Genomic DNA, 16,555 nt, shown 5'->3' with positions numbered 1-16,555 from the left:
GGGACGAGACGTCGCTTGCGACGGCTCGGTGAGCGCCGCCGGCGGCGCGAGTAGAGCGCGGTTCCGATATATCGGAATTCGCCCATCTCTCTCATGGATGAAAAGCTTTCCGACGATGAGGAGTTCGAAGGCGGCGGAGAGCTCGAAGCGCACTGGACTCGGCGGCAATCCCGAGACGGTTTCGAACTTCGCCTACTCCAGGTCATGACAACAGACGCAGAGCTTGTTGCCGTCGGGATCACGGAAATAGGCGCCATAGTAGTCGGGATGGTATTGCGGTCGCAGCCCAGGCTCGCCTTCGCAGTGAGCGCCATTCGCGATCGCGATGCCGTAACATTTGTCGACGGCGGCTCGTGTCGGAGCGAGCAATGCCACCATCTGCCCATTTCCTGCCGAGGCGCATTCGCCCTCGTAGGGACGTCCGATAAGGAGAAGCGGCCGCGCGGCGTTCGCTGGTCGCCAGCCGGCCCAGGTTTTCTCCGGCTCCGCAAATTTGAGCGGGAAGCCGAGTTCGTCCATGATGACAGAATAGAAGGCGAAGGCGCGGGGGAAATCCGTGACGCCGATGAAGACGTGCGACAACATCATTTCGATCCATTCAGGTTCAAGAGATTGCAATTTGGCCCAGCGAAGCGCGCCGAGACAATCCGGTTCGGCGCTGGCCTCTTCGCCAAACTGGCTAACTGACGAAAGGAACTGCGCAATGCCTGTCATTACCGTTCGGATCGGCAAAGGCCGCCCCGCCGAGACGAAGCGGGCGGCCGCGCGAGCGATCACCGACGCCGCCGTGGCGACGCTGGGCGTAAAGCGCGAATGGGTGACTGTGCTATTCGAAGAATATGATCGAGAGAATTGGGCGACAGGCGGAGAGCTGCATATCGACAAGTTCGGCCATGGATTTGGGACCGGAGGTTCGAAGGACAGCTGACGCCTGGAGCGCAGGGCGATGATTGGACGGCGGGGACCTTTCGATCCCCGCCGCTCTGGCTCAGCCGAAGGCTCCCAATTCGGCGGCGGCGGACTTACGCTCGACGCTTTCGGTCTCGCTGTGGGCGATGTAGGGCTTCCAATCTTCGCCGGTGATTGCGAGATAGGCTTCGACGGCTCCCTCGGCGGCGGCGAGGAGGGCGTAAGCCTGCATGGCGAGATCGGCGGCGAACTGGCGAGCGCGCTGGGCCTTGGACTCGAAGCCGGCGGGGGCGTCGCGATCCTCGTCGCGGGCGTCGTTGGCGAGCTTGCTGGTGAGGGACCGGGCCTCGGACAGCTTTTCGGAGTAGAAGCGTCCGGCTCCCTGGGCGGAAGCGACGTAGGTACCGACGACGCGCTGAAAGTGCATCTTGGTGGCGGTCTCGTTGAGCGCCTCGTCGAAGGCGGTCCAGGTCTTGCGGAGCAGCGTGTCGTGGGCCTCGCGGATGCCGGAGAAGTCGGGCACGGAGAGGGCGAAGGCTGCGGCGACGTTCGTCGCGACCGCGTCGTCGGGGCAGAGGAGGCGCGCGCTCTCCAGAGAGATCGGGGGGCGAGCGGGCTTATTGCGTTTCGCAGCGGACGTTTGGGGACGCTTGGTCATGATCGTGATCCTGATTATCTGGGCCGGGGGTTTCGCCGGCCCGATGCCGGTTTGTTCCCCTCGGTGCGATCCCTGAAAGCCTGGCCTAGAGAGCGGGCCTGCACCCGCAGCCGGCGCCCATCGGGCGGCGGCGGAGGGCCGTAGCAAAGCGGAGGACGGCAAGACGCCAATTTTTTTGTCTGGCGATGCAAAGATGTCCGGGGCGAAGAAAAGAGGCCGGCGCTTGCGCCGGACACAAAAAGAGCGCCCCGGCAGCGGCGGAAAAAAATTGGCGTCTGCCGTTGCGGGCACGGTCGGCCAGGCTTAGGGAGCCGCATAAAACCGAGGGGGCAAACCGACGCATCTGGCCTGCTGAGCGAAACACCGCCAGAGAAATCACGCGATCTTCGAGACCGAGCGCGCTCTCCCGAACGCCCCGCGACTGCGAGGCGCATCCCGCCGACCCTACGATCGACCAGCGCGCGCCGACGACTGCCGACGCGCGCGACGAACCGTCGATTGCCGCGGCCTCGGCCTCGATCTCCCCCGACGACCGCCCGCGGCCCATGACGCGCTCTGCAACCGGACCGCCCACGGCGCTCGCCGAGACCGCCGACTCCAGCACATCGGCGCATCGGACGGACCGAGGCGCGCACTGCCGGGAGCCAGCTTTCTCGGAGACAGCGACGAGGCTTCGACCCCGACAGCGCGCTCGCCATCGACAGCGAGGAGGTCGCGCCCGCCGTGCGAGAGAGCCTTGGCCAGCGCTCGCCTTCGCGCCGAGCCATGCAGGGCTATGCCTGCCGCCTGCCGTGGAGCCGTCTCGCCGATCGCATCGGCGGGATTGTGAAGGCCACGTCGCCGCGAGATCGCGGCGAGCGCAAATCCGAAGCGCTTCCGAAGGGGCGCCCGGCCCCCAACGGCGGGATCGAAAGGCGCCCGCCTCTGTCCGCGCGCGTGAGCCCGCTGGGGAAACGGCCGTCGTCAGGCCTTTGGAATGCAGGGATTGTTCGCGCGTCGGATCGGTTTGCGCGAAAGCGATCGTGACCGGAACGGCCGAGACGTCGGTTGCGACGGCTCGGTGAGCGCCGCGCGCGGTGCGAGTAGAGCGCGGTTCCGATTTATCGGAATTCGCCTATTGGTGGATAATCGGAGCGACTGGAATGAATCTCGTGAGGGCGGCCACGGCTCCGACGATGGTTCCGACCAAGACGAGGGTCTGAAATCCGATTGCGCTGATGACCCATTTGAGGGTGTTGGCGTTTACCTCGGTGATTTTTCGATCGAGGCCTTCGATTTTGAGTTCGAGGCGGTGCTCCGCGCCGTCGATCTTCTGATCGAGTCGGTGCTCGACACTCTCGATTTTGGCTTCGAGATCGGACTTCAATTCGCCGATTTTGAGCTCGAGGCGGTGCTCGACGGCGTCGATTTTCTGATCGAGCTTATGGCTGGCGGCCTCGACATCGGCTTTGGTCGCGGCCTGGGTGTCGACCAATTCGGCGAGCGCCGAGACTTGCTCGACGGAGAAGCCGGAGGCCTGGAGTTTGAGAATAGCAGCAGCGCTCATGGTGTGAATCCTATCATGGAGATGGAGACGGGAGAAGGGGGCGGGGCGTGAGGGAGCTCACGTCGTAGAGGCCGGGAACTCGTGGGGCTATCCCCAGCCGACATGAGTGGCTCCGGCTTCCCTGCTTTGCTGGACGAGAATGGCGAGCTGGTGGAGCCGTCGATTGAGATAGCCTTCCACGCGACCGCAATCGATGACTGTGAGTCGGCCGGGCGCCTGGTCGACTGTCACGGGAATTTCGATGGAAGGGCGTCCGGTAGAATTCCGCAAAGCGGCGGTGAGACGGCCGAGGAACGCGGCGATGGGTTGTGGGGGCGCGGACCACAGGTCTTCGAATCCCAAGATGGAGAGAAGATCGGAAGCGTTCGCGTTGGAAAGTTCGAAAGTCTCGCTCTCGGCTCCGGCGAAGACGTACCGATTGGCAACGGCGTCGAAGACGTAGGGAAAGAAGCTGACGGTCATGATGGGCTCCGGCGGTTGCGGAGAGAGCTTGTCAAAGATCGAAGCGTCTCCTGTTTCGTTCGGGACTATTCCTCGAACACATTCCCGCTGAGCCGCCGTCGGGGCGCGGGGGCAAGGGGCGCGCTTTAGCGCGCCTCGCCTTGCCCTTGCGGCCGCGCCCCGATGGTGGCAATCGCGCTTTCTCCTTTCTTCTTCAGACGATTACGTCTTCTTGTGCTCGGCGATTGTTGGCCGCGCTGCGAGCGAACGGCTTGCTGCATCGGGGCGGTCGGCCGCGCCGATCGACCGAATTCGAATTTCGCTTTTTGGTTTCAACATTCGCACCGATTTCGGGGAGCCTGTCGGCCGCGCGTCGGAATTCCGGCACGGGCTGGAGCGACTCGCGGCGAGGACTGCGAAATGGCGATCTTCTATCTCAATGTCATCACGGTGAGCCGGTCCGTCGGACGAAACGCAGTGGTCGCGGCGGCCTATTGTTCGCGGACACGACTGCGAGATCCTCGGCGAGAGACAGTCGCGGATTTTTCCGCCCTGGGCGACATCGAGCATTCGGAGATCTTGCTTCCCATTGGCGCCCGGGCCGAGTGGTCAGATCGCGCGACCTTGTGGAGCGAGGTCGAGGCCGTGGAAAAGCGCGACGACGCTCAGGTCGCGCGGGAGGTCGAGATCGCGATCCCGTCCGATCTGTCGAGAGCGGACAGGATCGCGCTCGCGCGTGAATTCTTCAATGAACAATTCGTCGAAAGGGGGATCATCGTCGATCTGAACATTCATCGCGCGGAAGGGGCGGACGGCGTCGAACGCTCCTACGTGCAGGGGCTCTTCTCGATGCGGGAGATCGTCGAGGAGGGCTTCGGAAAGAAGCGGACGGATTGGAAAGACGCCAAGCTCTTGTCGAAGTGGCGTGAGCGCTGGACCCTTCTGTCGAACAAATATCTGCTCGCCGCGGGCTGCGGTCAATTGATCCGCGCCGGAGCCGATGCTGTTCGCGAGCGCGCGTTGGAACCTTTTTTCGAGGATGAGCAGATCGAGCGACGCGCGGAAAATCAGGAAATCGCGTGGCGCAACGGCGAGCGACTGCTGGGGGAACCCGAGCTGGCGCTGCGTGCGTTGACGCGCGCGGGCACGACATTCACCTACGGCGAATTGATCGCGTTCGTGAGCAAAAACACTGCAGGAAAAGAGCAATTCGAGACGGCGCGGGCGCGCGTGGAATGTTCGGTCGAGCTGGTCCGACTCGCCGACGGCGAGAGTTTCAGCACGCGGGGCCTCGTCGCGACAGTGCAATGCGCACCCAGCCAAAGCGGCGCCATTGCTGTGGCTTCCGGCGGCCTCGACGCGGCGGAGACGAGCCGGACGCTGAAGGAGGCGATCTCGCAATGGGAGAGCGCGGGCCTTCGGCTTCGCGGAGTGGGCTTGACATATGAGACGGCGAAGGCGTTCGAGAAAAAGTCGGGCATCAAGAGCGTCGGCGTTCACGGGCTTCTCGGGCGATGGCAGAAAAAGCAGGATCGACTGGGGTCGACGGACGTGCTGGTCGTGAATGACGCCAAAGGCTTGAGCGCGCGGCAGAAGGAATGGATGTTGCGGGCGACGCGCGCGGCGCGGTCAAAGCTGGTGTTGGTCGACGGGACTCGACTCGTCGAAATCGACGGCGGCGCGACCGGATTGAGCCCGGAAGAAATGACGGCCGTGGGCGGTTGACGCCATTCGAGCCGGATACACATCCCTCGATCGGAGGCTCTTATCAGTGCAATAATAATAATTTGGAGAGAAGTGTCGATGAACGCCCGCATTGAATTGACGGATATCGATCGCCCGCGCGAACCATTGGAGGTCGAGGTGGTGGAATCGAACGCGCGAGCGATGGTCGTGGCGGTTCCCGGCACGATCATGAAATTCGAGCTGCGCCTCTCGCAGGATGGCGCGTCGTTCGAGGGAGCCATCGGCGGGCGGTATTTCCGCTTCGATCCGAGCGCGTCCACGACGCGAGAGGGAGAGAGCGCGGCGACGAAGGGGAGAAAAGTCGCCGCCGCGTGACTTTTCCTCTTATTTTCAATATGTTGTCGTTGCATTCCGAACTCGCGTCTGATCTGATGAAACAATCAGCGACAGGAGAGTGGCCATGCGCATCGAATTGACGCCCGGCATGACGAACGTCATGCGCTTTCCGATCGAGCGGCGCGCAAAGCCGTCGATGGATCTCGTGCGCGATATCGCGCCGGATTCGCGAGAAGTCTCATGGGTGATCGAGTCGTTCGGATTCAACGACGACATCGACGGCCTACGCGACGGCGCCGACCAGGAAATGGCGGATTACATCGCGCACAATGGATGTCGCTCGTCGAGCTCGAAGCACGAGGCGGATTTCGACCAGATGCTGCGCCCATTTATCGAACGCGCGGTGTCGCTATGCGGCGAGGCGCATGACGCGTCATTGGCGGCGGTGAAGGCGCAGCGCCAAGCGGTCGAGGCGGAGACGGAAGGCGGCTACTGGCTGACGCCGCTCAACGAGCGGGCGTCGGCGCGGACCTACTACGCCGCGCGATTGCTGGTCGACGCGCATGTGGCGTGTCAGCGCGCGGCGGGCGCGTCGCGCGCGATCGAGATGGCGAAGCGCGGCGAGACCTGGGCGCCGTTCGATTTGCACGCGGAAACGCTCGCAATGTGCGTCGACGAGATCGCGGCGAGGTCGTCGAATCGTTGAAGCGCTCGCCATAGAGCGCGCACCGAAATAGGGACGAAGGGAGGCGTAGCGCCTCCCCTCCGGTCTTTCGATCAGTAGGGAATGGCGTCATCCGGACTGGGAGACCCGGTCCTTTGCCGGCGTCCGACGGAGCCCTCCCGCGCCTCGGCGTCGCGGTGCTCACCGTCACGATTGTCGGCGGCCTGCGCGAGGCGCGAGAAATCATTGCAGATGAGATCGACGGTGAAGACGCGCTCGCCATCGTCACGCTCATAGCTGTTCTGGCGGACGCGGCCGCGTGCGTGAACGAGATCGCCCTTGCCGATATGTTTTTCGATGTAACGCGCCGTGGTGGCCGAGAAAACAACGACCTCGTTCCAATGCGCGTCGTCCCGCCACTCTCCACCCTCGTCCTTGTAGGAGTAGTTGGACGCGATGGTGACGTGCGTGGTGGAGCCGACCTTCTTGACCACGCCGACGCGTCCGATGATCTGAAACTCTGCTATGTTTCTCATTTCATTTCTCCGAGCGGGGCCGCAGCCCGTTGCACGGCGTTCACGAACAGCCGGAAAGACGAGCCGGAGCCTCCGGCCGGAAGGCCGGAGGTCGAGCTTCAGCGCTGAGCTCCTGGAGCCGCTGAATTTTGATCCGCGGGGAATGTCCGCGCGGGGGAGCCCCGCCGTTCGAGGCGGGGCGGCGCGGACAGGGGAAAATTCTGCGGCGCCTGGAGCCGAAGGACTCGAAGACGGCTGTAAAACGCCGGCGTGCAATCGGGCTTTCGGCTTCTCGCTCGATTTCGATTCTTCATTCTTCCCTTTTTCAAAATTCCTCGCATCTCGCAGGGGCTACGCTGCGGCGCGCCCGAAGGAGCGGCGGCCGGTCTCCGCAGCCGGGAGCCCTCGCTGTCGGTGATTGCCAAAGGCGCGGCGACGACACACTCACGAAGATCCGTGACGGCGAATTCGCGGTTGACAGGAATTTCACATTCGCGCCGAGGGGAGCAATGTTGAGAGCCTTCTGCAAAAGGAGGTCTCATGTTGCGAAAGATGAATGTGTCCCCTCCGCGCGACGGAGGTGGAGGAAATGGCGGTCGGCGCAGTCGACGCGGCGACTCATGCCGATTGATCGTGACGGCGCTGGCGGCGGTCGCTGGATGGCCGCTCTTGGGGACGGCGCCGGCACGGTCGGACCCCACCCCCGTCGTCGAACGTGGATTGCCCGCGGCGGTGATCCCGACCTATCGCGAGAAGGGAGCGCCGAATTTCAGCTATCCGACCGGCGGAACGGATACAGGTGGCGGGAACGGAGGAGGAGGAGGAGGAGGAGGAAATGGCGGCGGCCAGGGCTATAATGGCGACGGCGGAATTGGCTCGGGCTCGATCGCGACCGACTACAGCCAATACAATGGCCAGAGCGTCGGAAGTGGTCAGTGCGTCGCGCTGGCGCAAGCGACGTCGGACGTCGGCCTCACGTCGACCTGGGTTCCAGGAGAGCGTGTTCAGGGGGCGACCGACATTCCCGAAGGGACCGTAATCGCGACATTCGGTGAAGACGGAACCTACACGAACACGCCGGGCCAAAGCCACACGGCGATTTACCTCGGTCAGAACGACCAAGGCATTCAAGTCATGGATCAGTGGGTGGATCATCCGGCGAGCGTAAGAACGATCGGTTGGACGACGCATAACGCATACGAATCAGGGAGCCAATTCTATGTCGTCTCTCACTAAGATAGCCGCATATTTGTCGTTGTTGCTGATGGCGCCGGGGATCGCTCACGCGTTCGCGCCTTGCAAGGGAAACTTGAGTGGAATCGAGGTAATTGAAGGGTCGTATGATCCTCCGGGGTACCAACCTCCCGACAGCGAGTCCTATCGGCCGACCGGCAAATGGCCCGACAATTTGATAGAACAAGGCTGGCATAACTTGCGAAGGGCAAAGCGGCCCGTGAGCGTTTTGTGTCGCTATGCAAGCGGACAAAAGGAAAAAATAGTTTTGCCGGAAGGTACGAACGATTGCGTATTGAGGAATGGCCGCTCTGGTCTCTTCGTCACTTGCAAGTGAGCCTTCAAGGCGGCGCGGCATTTCGCCGATAGACAATTGCGCGTACGCGGCCGGGAGATGCGAGGCATTTCCCGGTCGCGCGAATCTTTTCACCGCGAGCGGACGTATTATCGATCGAGCGTGAATTTTCCCGAACGGCCGACTCCCAATTCGCGCATGTGGGCCGCACCGTTGCAGTGCGGACGATCTTGGAGCGGCCGCACTGCAATTCGGGAGCCTTTCATGAATAAGGAATCGTCGGCGTCACGTCTTCATCTGAACGTAAGTGGGGTTTCGAGCTCTCTCGTCGGATTGCTTGCGGACGCCCTTTCGATAGCGATCGGAGCGGGTGCGCTGGGAGGCGCTGTCGCCGGCATTGTCGTGCTTCTGTTGGACGGCCCGAGCGCAATTCGAGGGCGTATGCTCGACGCGCCATTCATTCATCCTACTTCTCGCGTGAGCGACGATTTGGCGCGACTATTCGACAGAAGTGCGAGAGAGCGAAGCGAAGCTTTGGAATCCCAAGTCCCAGGCATGAATCTGTCGCAACATGAGCGGACGGCGCCGCACTCGACTCTTCTGCGCGGTGAATGAACTCGGGATCGTTTGAGGCTCGCAAATCAAGAGAGCTTCGAGGGGACGCATTCTCGACACACTCCGGCGCCCTCTGCGTCCGATTCTAGTCGCCAGCGCCGGGCATATCCCCATTACGCGGCGATAGGTCGAAGCGGCAAATTGCGATGTGACAATCGCGGCAGGGTCGGATAGACCGTCGCTTGCTTGCACATGCCGAGATCGTCGTGAAGGATCAGGGTGCGGACGGCGATCTTGCGGATGCGCCCATCGCGGAGGGACCGCACGAGCGCGAGATCGGAGCGGCCGCTCACAAAGACGTCTTCCCATTTGCCGGTGGTGACGCTGCGGCGGGAGGCGGCGACGACGCCATTCAAAAACGCCAAAACAATCCAGGGATCGCGGCACACAGGCATCCCGCGAAATCGGTCGCGCCAATAGGAGTCGTTCTGCAGATAGTAGATGGATCCGACGGCGATGACGCCGACGCCCTTCGGATTGTCGCCGCCCTGACGGCGCTGTGCATAATATTGTCGAATCATTTCGTATCTCCAAAGCTAGAGGCGTTCCGTCGGAAGTCCTCCGTGTCAGTCCGCCCAGGCGCCGACACGAAGAACGGAACCATCTTTGAAAGCGACTCGAACGCCGACGCCGCATTCGATTTGGGTCTTCGCGTGATCGATTTCGAAGGACCAATTTCTTTCGATCAGGCTCATGGCGTATTCGACGGTCATCTTTTCGCTGTCTTCGCCGTCGAAGGCGAATTGCGCCAGATGCGCGATGCTCGTGGTGCTGCGGAATATTTCGGCGGTGACATCGACGTGTGTCCTGGCCATCTTCGAGTCTCCTGGAACCGGCCTACTGAATGGGCCAGGCCGAGAGAACGGGATTGACCACCATGTCGCTCTCATGCACGATCAGGCGGCCCTGAAGATCCTGTCGTGGTGGCTATGGATGGTGGGATGACAACGCCACATCATTGGCCATCTTCCTCCGATGTCGTCTTGGATGGCGATTGAGCAGGAGAGGCTGGCGTATTGAGGTCGATTTTCTCGACTTCGTTGCCGTCGTCGTCCAGCAACACGCAATAGACGCGCGTTCGAACGAGATTGTCGGGTTCGAGGCGGGCGCTCTGCCCGTCAGGCAGGGAGACACAATTGGACGATTTTTCCCGTGCGCGAGCATGGGCGCCGACGAGGATTTTTGCGCCGTCTCGGGCCGTGGAAGCGGCGACTTTGAATTCTGCGCAGTCGCTTTCCACCTGCTCTTCGACGAGAAGGATGCGGTAGGTCGGCATTCGGGCTCTCCATAGGTCGAACGGCTATGAACGCGCGGGGCTTTGCGCCGTGATCTCGGTCGCCTCCGTGAGAATGCGAACGAGGTCTCGTGTCTCGTCGAAGGTGAGACTCGCGTGTCCGAAACTGTCGCCGAACCGAAATTGCACGGCGACGATACGCGGCGACTCGTTATAGACGCGAATGCAATCTTGCGCATTCATCGGTCTCTCGGACTTGGGAACGCGTTTCAGAAGTGGAGCGCGCCATCGCGCCGCAATTTGCAGTATCGCATCCATCGTCGGGCTTCCTTCGATTTCGGTTAGTCCTCGGCCTCGGCGCGGGAATGCCGAATTGTGAACGGTTCGCTGCGGTCGAACAGACTCGCGAAGGCGGCTGCTTCTCCTGCCTGAAGCGCGAACTGGTCGGCGAGCCGCAATGCCGCGTCTCCCGTCGGGAGCAGCGATTTCGTCTCCGGCGTCGGGGGAGCGGCCGCCAGCTTGCGGAATTCGGCTTCATGATCCTTGAAGCGCTCCGCCGCGACGCGGCAGATATTGGCGAGCGTGGCGAGATCGTGTTCCGTGATGAATTTCGATTTCATCGGGGTTCCTCATGATTGGGTCGAGAGTCGTCGGACACGAGCGCGCGAATTTTCTCGATCGCCGCATCCGCGTCGCGGCGGCTGAGGTAGGACGTTTCAAAGAGATCGTAGCCCTCAGTCCTCGGCTGAGGACGGGGCGATCGGCTGTTGGTCAAGGAGTCGATGCGCCAGCTCCCATCCTGGAATTGAAAGGCGTACATGGTCGGAGCTCCCTTCCTCGACGGCTACCTCGACATGGACGCGGCCGGCTTGAATCCGGCCGCGCCGTCGCTGCGCTCAGGCGAATTCCTCCGCTTGGTGATCCTCTTCGGGATCGGGATCCTCGTCGGAGGCGCCGATCTCGGGATCGGGGCCGTCGACATTTCCGTCATCATCCTCGGCGCCTTCGGTCGCCCGGGTCATCTCGCTCGCGATCTCCTCCTCGGAGAGGGCGAAGCGCGCGGCGGGAAGAATGTAGGTTCCCCCGGAGACGTGCTCGATGAGAGCGGCCCGCGTCTCCTTGGCGCGCGGACGCGGCAGCACGGAGTGCTGCGCGGCGGCCTTTTCGAGCGCAGCCTTCGAAAGCGACGACAGAAAATCGTCCGTCGCCATATTGGGTAGATGTGCATCCGCGCCGATCGCGTCTCCGACCAGGCGCGCAACGACGCCGCTCGAATGATAGCCGGGGCGGCAGTTGAGCACATGTGCCAGCATGTCGCGCGCCGCCTTCCGAACGAGGGCGGCGTCCTGGGTGATGCGTCCCTCATTGGCGAGCCGATGCGCGAGACCTCGACGCAGGCGCGAGGAGTAGCCGCTGGCTTTCACATCGACATTGTCGGCGGCGAAGGCGACGACGAGCAGACCGAGAAGCGTGAAATCGTCGATCTCGTTTTCCGCGAGCGCTCGGACGAGGGCGTCGGTGCGGAAATCGCCGATGATCGCGAGACCCTTTTGCGTGATCTCAGGACGAGTACGCGCGGGCTCGGAGAGCGTCTCGACGCCGTTGCCGGAGGCTGCAGTCTTTCCCTTCTTCGGCTCCGCCTTGGGCATGCGGAAGATGATTTCCTTCACCGATCCGTCGCGGGTGTCGACGTAGCGGCCGATCGTGTCGCTCTTTCTCGGCTGCCCCCAATTGCGCTCGGCCTTCGGCGGCAGCTTGCCCTGGCCGTATTCGTCAATTTGCAAAACGACCCCATTTTTCGGGAGATTGGATTCGACCCATGCGGCCTGCGCGGCGAAGAACGCCTCGACCTGCGTGGTATAGCGGTTGTCCTGATCGCCCTGCTCGAACAGATCGTCCTCCCACACGATGCCGAAGGCCTGCTCTTCGTCGGGACCGAATTTCGCGATCTTGGCGTAAAGACGCCGCTTGGTCAGGGCGCGAGCGACTTCGTGCCAAATGACCGTCTCTTGGCCCTTCTTCGGCTTATGCTTCTTCCAGACGGAAGCCTGCTCGTCGGCGCCGGCGGCGGCGATGGTGCGCAGATGACTTTCCTGCGGCATGTCGCCCTTGGCGATCTGGTCGAGCATGTCCGGATGGATATTGGCGAGCAAGCGCAATTTCTTGATCGTCCGCACGGGCAGGGCGAGAGCGCCGCCGATCGCCTCTTCCGTCCAATGGTCCGAAATGAGCGCTTCGATCGTGCGCCATTGGTCGACCGGCGACATCTGAACGCGGACGACGTTCTCGGAGAGCGCGCGGAGATTGTCGGCGCCGTCGTCGGGGCCGCGGACGAGGACGAGAATTTCATTCAAGCCGGCTCCGATGGCGGCGCGCACGCGCCCATGGCCGGCGACGATGACGAGACCGTCGCCGTCGGGACGCACCACGGGCGGCTGCGTGATGCCGGTCGCCTTGATATTGGCGATCATCTGCCGATCGGCATGCTCGCTGGGAGCGACGCGCCGGGGATTGCTGGGATTGGGCTTGAGATTGCGCGGGTCGACATGATGCAGTTCCATGGCGATGATCTCCTCTTCGCTTTTACAAATTGCCGATCTTCTTCTCGAAGACGAGGATCGAACGCCCCGATCGCGGACGGCGGGGCAAGGGCGCGCGGCACGCGCGGGAGCGGAGCGACGCACTCTTGCGGCGACGGCGCGCATGGGGCAGATCACCTTTTTTCTTCATCCCGATTTTCGTGTTTGTTCCGCTCGGCGCACCCCTATCCTCGACGATCGGCGCGAGGAGGACTGCCGTTCATTCGGAGAATTCAAATCGCGATCCTTGGCGCAGGACCGTCGACGGCTCGGGCGCTGTCGGCGGCGCCTGGTCGGGTCGCGCATCTGGTCGAGGCATCGGCTCGTATTTGGCTTTCAGACGCTCGAGCAACTCGCGCTCTCGACGAGTGACGTCACTGTCGCGCTGCGCCTTTATGATCGCGAGAAGGTTCGCCGTCGTGATCCGCGATTGGGCGACGATCTCCACGTCGCAAAATGTAAATTCCGCGGAGCCAAAACATGGCCATTTCAGCGTTTGTTCGAGGAATTCTGCCTTCGTTTCCAAATCCAAAAAGAAGTGCTCGAAGATCCGATCCTCCAAATCGCGAATGCGACGGCTTATTGCGGACGGGGAAACATCGAGCGCCATTCCGGCTCTGCGGAAGCTCCGCAGCGGCAACGACGTAGGAGAGATGGCGAAGCTCGACGTCGATCCTCTTCGCCATCCCTGACGCAGCTCACGCCGCTTGTCGGGAGGCGTAGGGACTCGTTTCGGGGCGGTCGGACTTTGGCGTCATATTCCAGCGTCCCTTGGACCGGGCCGGAAGCCGTGCGTCCGTGCCTGCCACGTCGTCCCCAGCGCGATCAACGCGAGCGGCGCCACGAGCCCCGGGAGGAAGGCAGCGCCAAGATGATCGACCGCCAGCCCCCCCGCGAGACCGCCTACCGCCACAGCCAGATTGAAAACGGTTACGAGGATTGACTGTGCAACATCGGCATGTTCGTCGGCGCAGTCGGCCAGCGCCGTCTGAAGCAAGGTTGGCGCACCTCCGAAAGTCGCGCCCCAAAGTCCGATCCCAGCCAGCATCATGAAGGACGATCCGTGCGCGGACGTGAGCAGCGTCGCCGCAATGGCGAAGACGGCAAGGCTTAGAAGGGTGGCGCCGCGCAGATGGCGATCCACCAATAGTCCCGTCCCCCAAATCCCGGCAATCGAGGCTATGCCAAACACGAGCAAAGCCTCATCGACGCGCATGGTCGCCCCGGTCGCAGCAAGGAAAGGCGAGACATAGGTGTAGAGGATATTGTGCGCGAAAATCCACGCAAGCAGCACCAACAGGACCGGACGAATGCCGGGGAGGGCGAAGACACGGCAGATCGACAGCCGCTTGTCCTGCGATTGACCAGGGAAATCGGGTACGCCGAGCCGAACCCAAGCGAGCAGGATCAGCGCGGCCGCAGACATCGCCCAGAACACCAGTCGCCAGTCGGCGAGCGTGCCGAGCCAGGCGCCCAGCGGGACGCCGAGCGAAAGCGCGATTGGCTGTCCGACGCCGACGATCGCCAGCGCCCGCCCCTGAAGATGCGGTGGAGCAAGACGCCGGGCATAGCCCGCGACGAGCCCCCAAACGATACCGGCGGCCATGCCGGCGACGAAACGTGCGACCAGCGTCAGGCCGTAATGGGTGGAGAGCGCTGTTACGCTATTGAAAATCAGCAGTCCGGCAATGGCGAGCAGGAACAGTGGGCGGCGGTTCCAGCTCCGCGTCGCGGCAATCACGGGGATCGCGGCGACGACGGAGCCGAGCGCGTAGAGCGTTACCGTCTGCCCGGCCATCGCCTCAGACACACCGAGGCCGCTGCCGATCTGTTGTAACAGACCGGCAGGCATCGTCTCGGTCATGATGGCGAGAAAGCCCGCGACCGTGAAGGCAAGCAGGCGACCGATGGGAAGATGGCCAGGCGCGACACGCTCTTCGACCACGGCGGATAGGTGGGCGGACATCGGCACGTCCTTCATACAAGAAAGGTCGCGGCGATATCCTTGTCGCCATGAGCTTCGGCGATGGCGCGCTCGAACCGGGACAGGCCCGCCTCGGCGAGATCGGCCCGCATGCCCGTCCCGGCAAGCGCATCAATGACGAGCCGCGTGTCCTTCGCGCCATTCTCGACCGAGAAGCTGGTCGCAAAGTCCCCCTTCAGCATCGCGGCGCCTTTTGCGCGAAAGTAACCGCTGTCGAGCGGGCCGCCCGTGATGGCCTCGACCACCAGGGCCGGATCGACGCCGAGCGCCTTGGCGATGGCGAGCGTTTCCGCCGTGCCGTGCGTCAGCGCGAAGACATAGGCGTTCAATGCAAGCTTCAGCCGGCTGCTGGCGCCCGGCGTCCCGGACACCCAGAGGGTGCGCTGGGCGATCGCATCGAAGACGGCTCGGGCGGTGTCGCGTTCGCCTTCCGGGCCGGAGGCGATGATGGTCAACTGCCCCTGCTCGGCAGGCTGGCGCGTGCCGAGCACCGGGGCATCGTAAAAGACGAGACCGTGATCGTCGGCGAACCGGACGAGCGTCTCGTTCGCCTCGACGCCAACGGTGCTGAGTTGGAGCCAGACGGCGGCCGTTGCGAGGCCCGCCTGTGCCGCGGTCATCGCCTCGCTCACGGCCGGACCATCCTTCAGCACGGTGACGATGACCGTCGCGCCGCAGACCGCCTCGACGGCATCGTCAAATGATGCGACGCCGTCTGCGGCAAGCGCCCGCGCCTTCTCCGGCGTGCGGTTCCAGGCGCGCACGGCGAAGCCCTTCCGGGCGAGATTGCGCGCCACGGCGCCGCCGATGATGCCCGTACCGAGAATGGCGACGGTCCGGGCTGTGCTGTGGTCTGTCATGCGGATCTCCTGTTTTGAGAATTATGTAATTTTCGTTCCAGAACGAGGCAAAAAAGGGGGGTCAGTTCAATGCCCTGATCGTCTGGTCGATGATGGCGTAGAGACGGTCTCGATCGTCGGGCGTCGTGGTTCTGGCCAGCACACGCAGCCCCTGCACCGCGTTGAAGACGAAAAGCGCCAGCGCCGCGGCATCGTTGTCCGGCGAAATCTGTCCCTGACCTTGCGCACGCCGGATCGTTTCCTCGATACCGCGTAGAAGGATGGCAAAATTCTGCCGAACGAGATCGGCCGCGTGCGGATCACGACCAGCCATCTCGATCGCCATGTTCGTCGCAAGGCAGCCGCGCTTTTCCAACCGATCCAGATCCGCTTCGATGATGTCGGTCATCAGGGCGCGCAGGCCGCCGATCGGAGACGCCGTGTTGCGAAGACGATCGACATGGGCCTGTGCGTTCCGCTGATAACGACGGAGCGCCTGCTCAAAGAGTCCGTCCTTGCTGGCATAGGCGGCGTAAAGGCTGCCGCGTCCTAGCCCCGTCGCATCGACAAGATTCTGCGCCGATGTTCCCTCATAACCGTTGCGCCAGAACGTCTCCATCACGGCGTCGAGGACACGGTCTTCATCGAACTCGCGGGGACGTGCCATTGCGCTGTACCATTATTATTGAACGATCATACCATAAATGCGTCTGAGCGATCGCGTCAATGGGGCAAGCTGAATAATCATCGACCGAGCCCCCGCTTGCGGCCGAAGCTCCAGTCGATGCCGCCATCGTCGCGGGCGACGCCGGAGACGTGTTTGCCGAGCTGCTTTTCCAGGGAGGGCGTCCACAGCACGAGCTGGAACCCCCATGCCGTCATCGATCACGGCGAAGCGGCCGGAGGCGAGCGTGAGGCGCTGGCGATAGGCGCCCGCGACATAATCGCCGCCACCTGCGCGGTTGAACGGCTGCCCGGCTTCTGCGGGTGTCCCGCCGCCGCTCCTTTTACCGCCCCACCC

Annotated in this window: 20 protein-coding genes and 1 pseudogene; 6 read left to right on the top strand and 15 right to left on the bottom strand. The window is 62.9% G+C overall.

Annotated features, from left to right (window positions below):
- Positions 1-192 precede the first annotated feature (192 nt).
- Positions 193-714 carry a VOC family protein gene (locus tag FMZ75_RS16785; RefSeq protein ID WP_246729034.1) on the bottom strand — a complete coding sequence of 174 codons (522 nt, stop codon included), beginning with the start codon at positions 712-714 and terminating at the stop codon, positions 193-195.
- Between FMZ75_RS16785 and FMZ75_RS21695 the strand changes: the two genes are divergently transcribed.
- Positions 704-928 (top strand): tautomerase family protein, encoded by a 225-nt coding sequence (locus tag FMZ75_RS21695; protein WP_246729033.1) that lies wholly within the window; start codon positions 704-706, stop codon positions 926-928. The genes FMZ75_RS16785 and FMZ75_RS21695 overlap by 11 nt on opposite strands.
- Positions 929-988: 60 nt before the next feature.
- Here FMZ75_RS21695 and FMZ75_RS16775 read toward each other — a convergent pair whose 3' ends face one another.
- On the bottom strand, positions 989-1,567 hold the full coding sequence (locus FMZ75_RS16775; protein ID WP_166144390.1) for a hypothetical protein: 579 nt from the start codon (positions 1,565-1,567) through the stop codon (positions 989-991).
- A 976-nt stretch (positions 1,568-2,543) separates the two neighbouring features.
- Here FMZ75_RS16775 and FMZ75_RS21690 point away from each other — a divergent pair.
- Positions 2,544-3,164 (top strand): hypothetical protein, encoded by a 621-nt coding sequence (locus tag FMZ75_RS21690; RefSeq protein WP_246729032.1) that lies wholly within the window; start codon positions 2,544-2,546, stop codon positions 3,162-3,164.
- Between the two features lie 36 nt (positions 3,165-3,200).
- On the opposite strand, the gene FMZ75_RS16765 is transcribed toward FMZ75_RS21690, so the two are convergent.
- Positions 3,201-3,575 carry a hypothetical protein gene (locus tag FMZ75_RS16765; RefSeq protein ID WP_142864176.1) on the bottom strand — a complete coding sequence of 125 codons (375 nt, stop codon included), beginning with the start codon at positions 3,573-3,575 and terminating at the stop codon, positions 3,201-3,203.
- 399 nt (positions 3,576-3,974) lie between these two features.
- Between FMZ75_RS16765 and FMZ75_RS16760 the strand changes: the two genes are divergently transcribed.
- The 3 genes from FMZ75_RS16760 to FMZ75_RS16750 all read left to right on the top strand — a co-directional run bounded on the left by FMZ75_RS16760 (position 3,975) and on the right by FMZ75_RS16750 (position 6,282).
- Positions 3,975-5,279, top strand: coding sequence for a MobA/MobL family protein (locus tag FMZ75_RS16760; protein ID WP_166144384.1), 1,305 nt, complete (start codon positions 3,975-3,977; stop codon positions 5,277-5,279).
- A 78-nt stretch (positions 5,280-5,357) separates the two neighbouring features.
- Positions 5,358-5,615 (top strand): hypothetical protein, encoded by a 258-nt coding sequence (locus FMZ75_RS16755; RefSeq protein ID WP_166144381.1) that lies wholly within the window; start codon positions 5,358-5,360, stop codon positions 5,613-5,615.
- A gap of 85 nt (positions 5,616-5,700) precedes the next feature.
- A complete protein-coding gene (locus FMZ75_RS16750) occupies positions 5,701-6,282 on the top strand; it encodes a hypothetical protein (protein WP_166144378.1) in 582 nt (193 codons plus the stop codon).
- 71 nt (positions 6,283-6,353) lie between these two features.
- Here FMZ75_RS16750 and FMZ75_RS16745 read toward each other — a convergent pair whose 3' ends face one another.
- Entirely contained in the window at positions 6,354-6,776 is a 423-nt protein-coding gene (locus tag FMZ75_RS16745) for a single-stranded DNA-binding protein (protein WP_166144375.1), read from the bottom strand.
- A 612-nt stretch (positions 6,777-7,388) separates the two neighbouring features.
- Between FMZ75_RS16745 and FMZ75_RS21685 the strand changes: the two genes are divergently transcribed.
- A complete protein-coding gene (locus tag FMZ75_RS21685) occupies positions 7,389-7,991 on the top strand; it encodes a BPSL0067 family protein (protein WP_370464738.1) in 603 nt (200 codons plus the stop codon).
- 1,020 nt (positions 7,992-9,011) lie between these two features.
- Here FMZ75_RS21685 and FMZ75_RS16735 read toward each other — a convergent pair.
- The 11 genes and pseudogenes from FMZ75_RS16735 to FMZ75_RS16685 all read right to left on the bottom strand — a co-directional run.
- The gene (locus FMZ75_RS16735; protein ID WP_166144372.1) at positions 9,012-9,419 is read right to left on the bottom strand and encodes a hypothetical protein; all 408 of its coding nucleotides are present in this window, start codon (positions 9,417-9,419) and stop codon (positions 9,012-9,014) included.
- A gap of 45 nt (positions 9,420-9,464) precedes the next feature.
- On the bottom strand, positions 9,465-9,713 hold the full coding sequence (locus FMZ75_RS16730) for a hypothetical protein (RefSeq protein ID WP_166144369.1): 249 nt from the start codon (positions 9,711-9,713) through the stop codon (positions 9,465-9,467).
- Positions 9,714-9,853: 140 nt separating this feature from the next.
- Positions 9,854-10,174 carry a hypothetical protein gene (locus tag FMZ75_RS16725; protein ID WP_207783485.1) on the bottom strand — a complete coding sequence of 107 codons (321 nt, stop codon included), beginning with the start codon at positions 10,172-10,174 and terminating at the stop codon, positions 9,854-9,856.
- A gap of 24 nt (positions 10,175-10,198) precedes the next feature.
- Positions 10,199-10,375: a hypothetical protein gene (locus FMZ75_RS16720; RefSeq protein WP_166144366.1), complete on the bottom strand. Its 177-nt coding sequence runs from the start codon at positions 10,373-10,375 to the stop codon at positions 10,199-10,201.
- Positions 10,376-10,473: 98 nt separating this feature from the next.
- A complete protein-coding gene (locus tag FMZ75_RS16715; protein ID WP_166144363.1) occupies positions 10,474-10,752 on the bottom strand; it encodes a hypothetical protein in 279 nt (92 codons plus the stop codon).
- Positions 10,753-11,028: 276 nt separating this feature from the next.
- A complete protein-coding gene (locus FMZ75_RS16710) occupies positions 11,029-12,693 on the bottom strand; it encodes a ParB N-terminal domain-containing protein (RefSeq protein ID WP_166144361.1) in 1,665 nt (554 codons plus the stop codon).
- 238 nt (positions 12,694-12,931) lie between these two features.
- On the bottom strand, positions 12,932-13,351 hold the full coding sequence (locus tag FMZ75_RS16705; protein ID WP_370464736.1) for a LysR family transcriptional regulator: 420 nt from the start codon (positions 13,349-13,351) through the stop codon (positions 12,932-12,934).
- A 114-nt stretch (positions 13,352-13,465) separates the two neighbouring features.
- Positions 13,466-14,692 (bottom strand): MFS transporter, encoded by a 1,227-nt coding sequence (locus tag FMZ75_RS16700; protein WP_246729030.1) that lies wholly within the window; start codon positions 14,690-14,692, stop codon positions 13,466-13,468.
- Positions 14,689-15,555 carry an NAD(P)-dependent oxidoreductase gene (locus tag FMZ75_RS16695; protein ID WP_166144355.1) on the bottom strand — a complete coding sequence of 289 codons (867 nt, stop codon included), beginning with the start codon at positions 15,553-15,555 and terminating at the stop codon, positions 14,689-14,691. The genes FMZ75_RS16700 and FMZ75_RS16695 overlap by 4 nt, the downstream gene beginning before the upstream one ends.
- Positions 15,556-15,616: 61 nt before the next feature.
- Positions 15,617-16,201 carry a TetR/AcrR family transcriptional regulator gene (locus FMZ75_RS16690; protein ID WP_166144352.1) on the bottom strand — a complete coding sequence of 195 codons (585 nt, stop codon included), beginning with the start codon at positions 16,199-16,201 and terminating at the stop codon, positions 15,617-15,619.
- 77 nt (positions 16,202-16,278) lie between these two features.
- Positions 16,279-16,519, bottom strand: a pseudogene (locus FMZ75_RS16685) (DUF3363 domain-containing protein); the annotation flags it as partial.
- Positions 16,520-16,555 lie beyond the last annotated feature (36 nt).

Source organism: Methylosinus sp. RM1, assembly GCF_011378635.1.
GTDB classification, from domain to species: domain Bacteria; phylum Pseudomonadota; class Alphaproteobacteria; order Rhizobiales; family Beijerinckiaceae; genus Methylosinus; species Methylosinus sporium.
This window is presented reverse-complemented; position numbering and strand designations above follow the sequence as displayed.

Bases quoted from the DNA above. Each gene is read 5' to 3' on its own strand.
- FMZ75_RS16735 (WP_166144372.1), bottom strand. From the start codon at position 9,419: ATGATTCGACAATATTATGCACAGCGCCGTCAGGGCGGCGACAATCCG.
- FMZ75_RS21695 (WP_246729033.1), top strand. From the start codon at position 704: ATGCCTGTCATTACCGTTCGGATCGGCAAAGGCCGCCCCGCCGAGACG.
- FMZ75_RS16765 (WP_142864176.1), bottom strand. From the start codon at position 3,575: ATGACCGTCAGCTTCTTTCCCTACGTCTTCGACGCCGTTGCCAATCGG.
- FMZ75_RS16785 (WP_246729034.1), bottom strand. From the start codon at position 714: ATGACAGGCATTGCGCAGTTCCTTTCGTCAGTTAGCCAGTTTGGCGAA.
- FMZ75_RS16775 (WP_166144390.1), bottom strand. From the start codon at position 1,567: ATGACCAAGCGTCCCCAAACGTCCGCTGCGAAACGCAATAAGCCCGCT.
- FMZ75_RS16730 (WP_166144369.1), bottom strand. From the start codon at position 9,713: ATGGCCAGGACACACGTCGATGTCACCGCCGAAATATTCCGCAGCACC.
- FMZ75_RS16710 (WP_166144361.1), bottom strand. From the start codon at position 12,693: ATGGAACTGCATCATGTCGACCCGCGCAATCTCAAGCCCAATCCCAGC.
- FMZ75_RS16695 (WP_166144355.1), bottom strand. From the start codon at position 15,555: ATGACAGACCACAGCACAGCCCGGACCGTCGCCATTCTCGGTACGGGC.
- FMZ75_RS16700 (WP_246729030.1), bottom strand. From the start codon at position 14,692: ATGAAGGACGTGCCGATGTCCGCCCACCTATCCGCCGTGGTCGAAGAG.
- FMZ75_RS16750 (WP_166144378.1), top strand. From the start codon at position 5,701: ATGCGCATCGAATTGACGCCCGGCATGACGAACGTCATGCGCTTTCCG.
- FMZ75_RS16690 (WP_166144352.1), bottom strand. From the start codon at position 16,201: ATGGCACGTCCCCGCGAGTTCGATGAAGACCGTGTCCTCGACGCCGTG.
- FMZ75_RS16755 (WP_166144381.1), top strand. From the start codon at position 5,358: ATGAACGCCCGCATTGAATTGACGGATATCGATCGCCCGCGCGAACCA.
- FMZ75_RS16720 (WP_166144366.1), bottom strand. From the start codon at position 10,375: ATGAATGCGCAAGATTGCATTCGCGTCTATAACGAGTCGCCGCGTATC.
- FMZ75_RS16725 (WP_207783485.1), bottom strand. From the start codon at position 10,174: ATGCCGACCTACCGCATCCTTCTCGTCGAAGAGCAGGTGGAAAGCGAC.
- FMZ75_RS16745 (WP_166144375.1), bottom strand. From the start codon at position 6,776: ATGAGAAACATAGCAGAGTTTCAGATCATCGGACGCGTCGGCGTGGTC.
- FMZ75_RS21690 (WP_246729032.1), top strand. From the start codon at position 2,544: ATGCAGGGATTGTTCGCGCGTCGGATCGGTTTGCGCGAAAGCGATCGT.
- FMZ75_RS16760 (WP_166144384.1), top strand. From the start codon at position 3,975: ATGGCGATCTTCTATCTCAATGTCATCACGGTGAGCCGGTCCGTCGGA.
- FMZ75_RS16715 (WP_166144363.1), bottom strand. From the start codon at position 10,752: ATGAAATCGAAATTCATCACGGAACACGATCTCGCCACGCTCGCCAAT.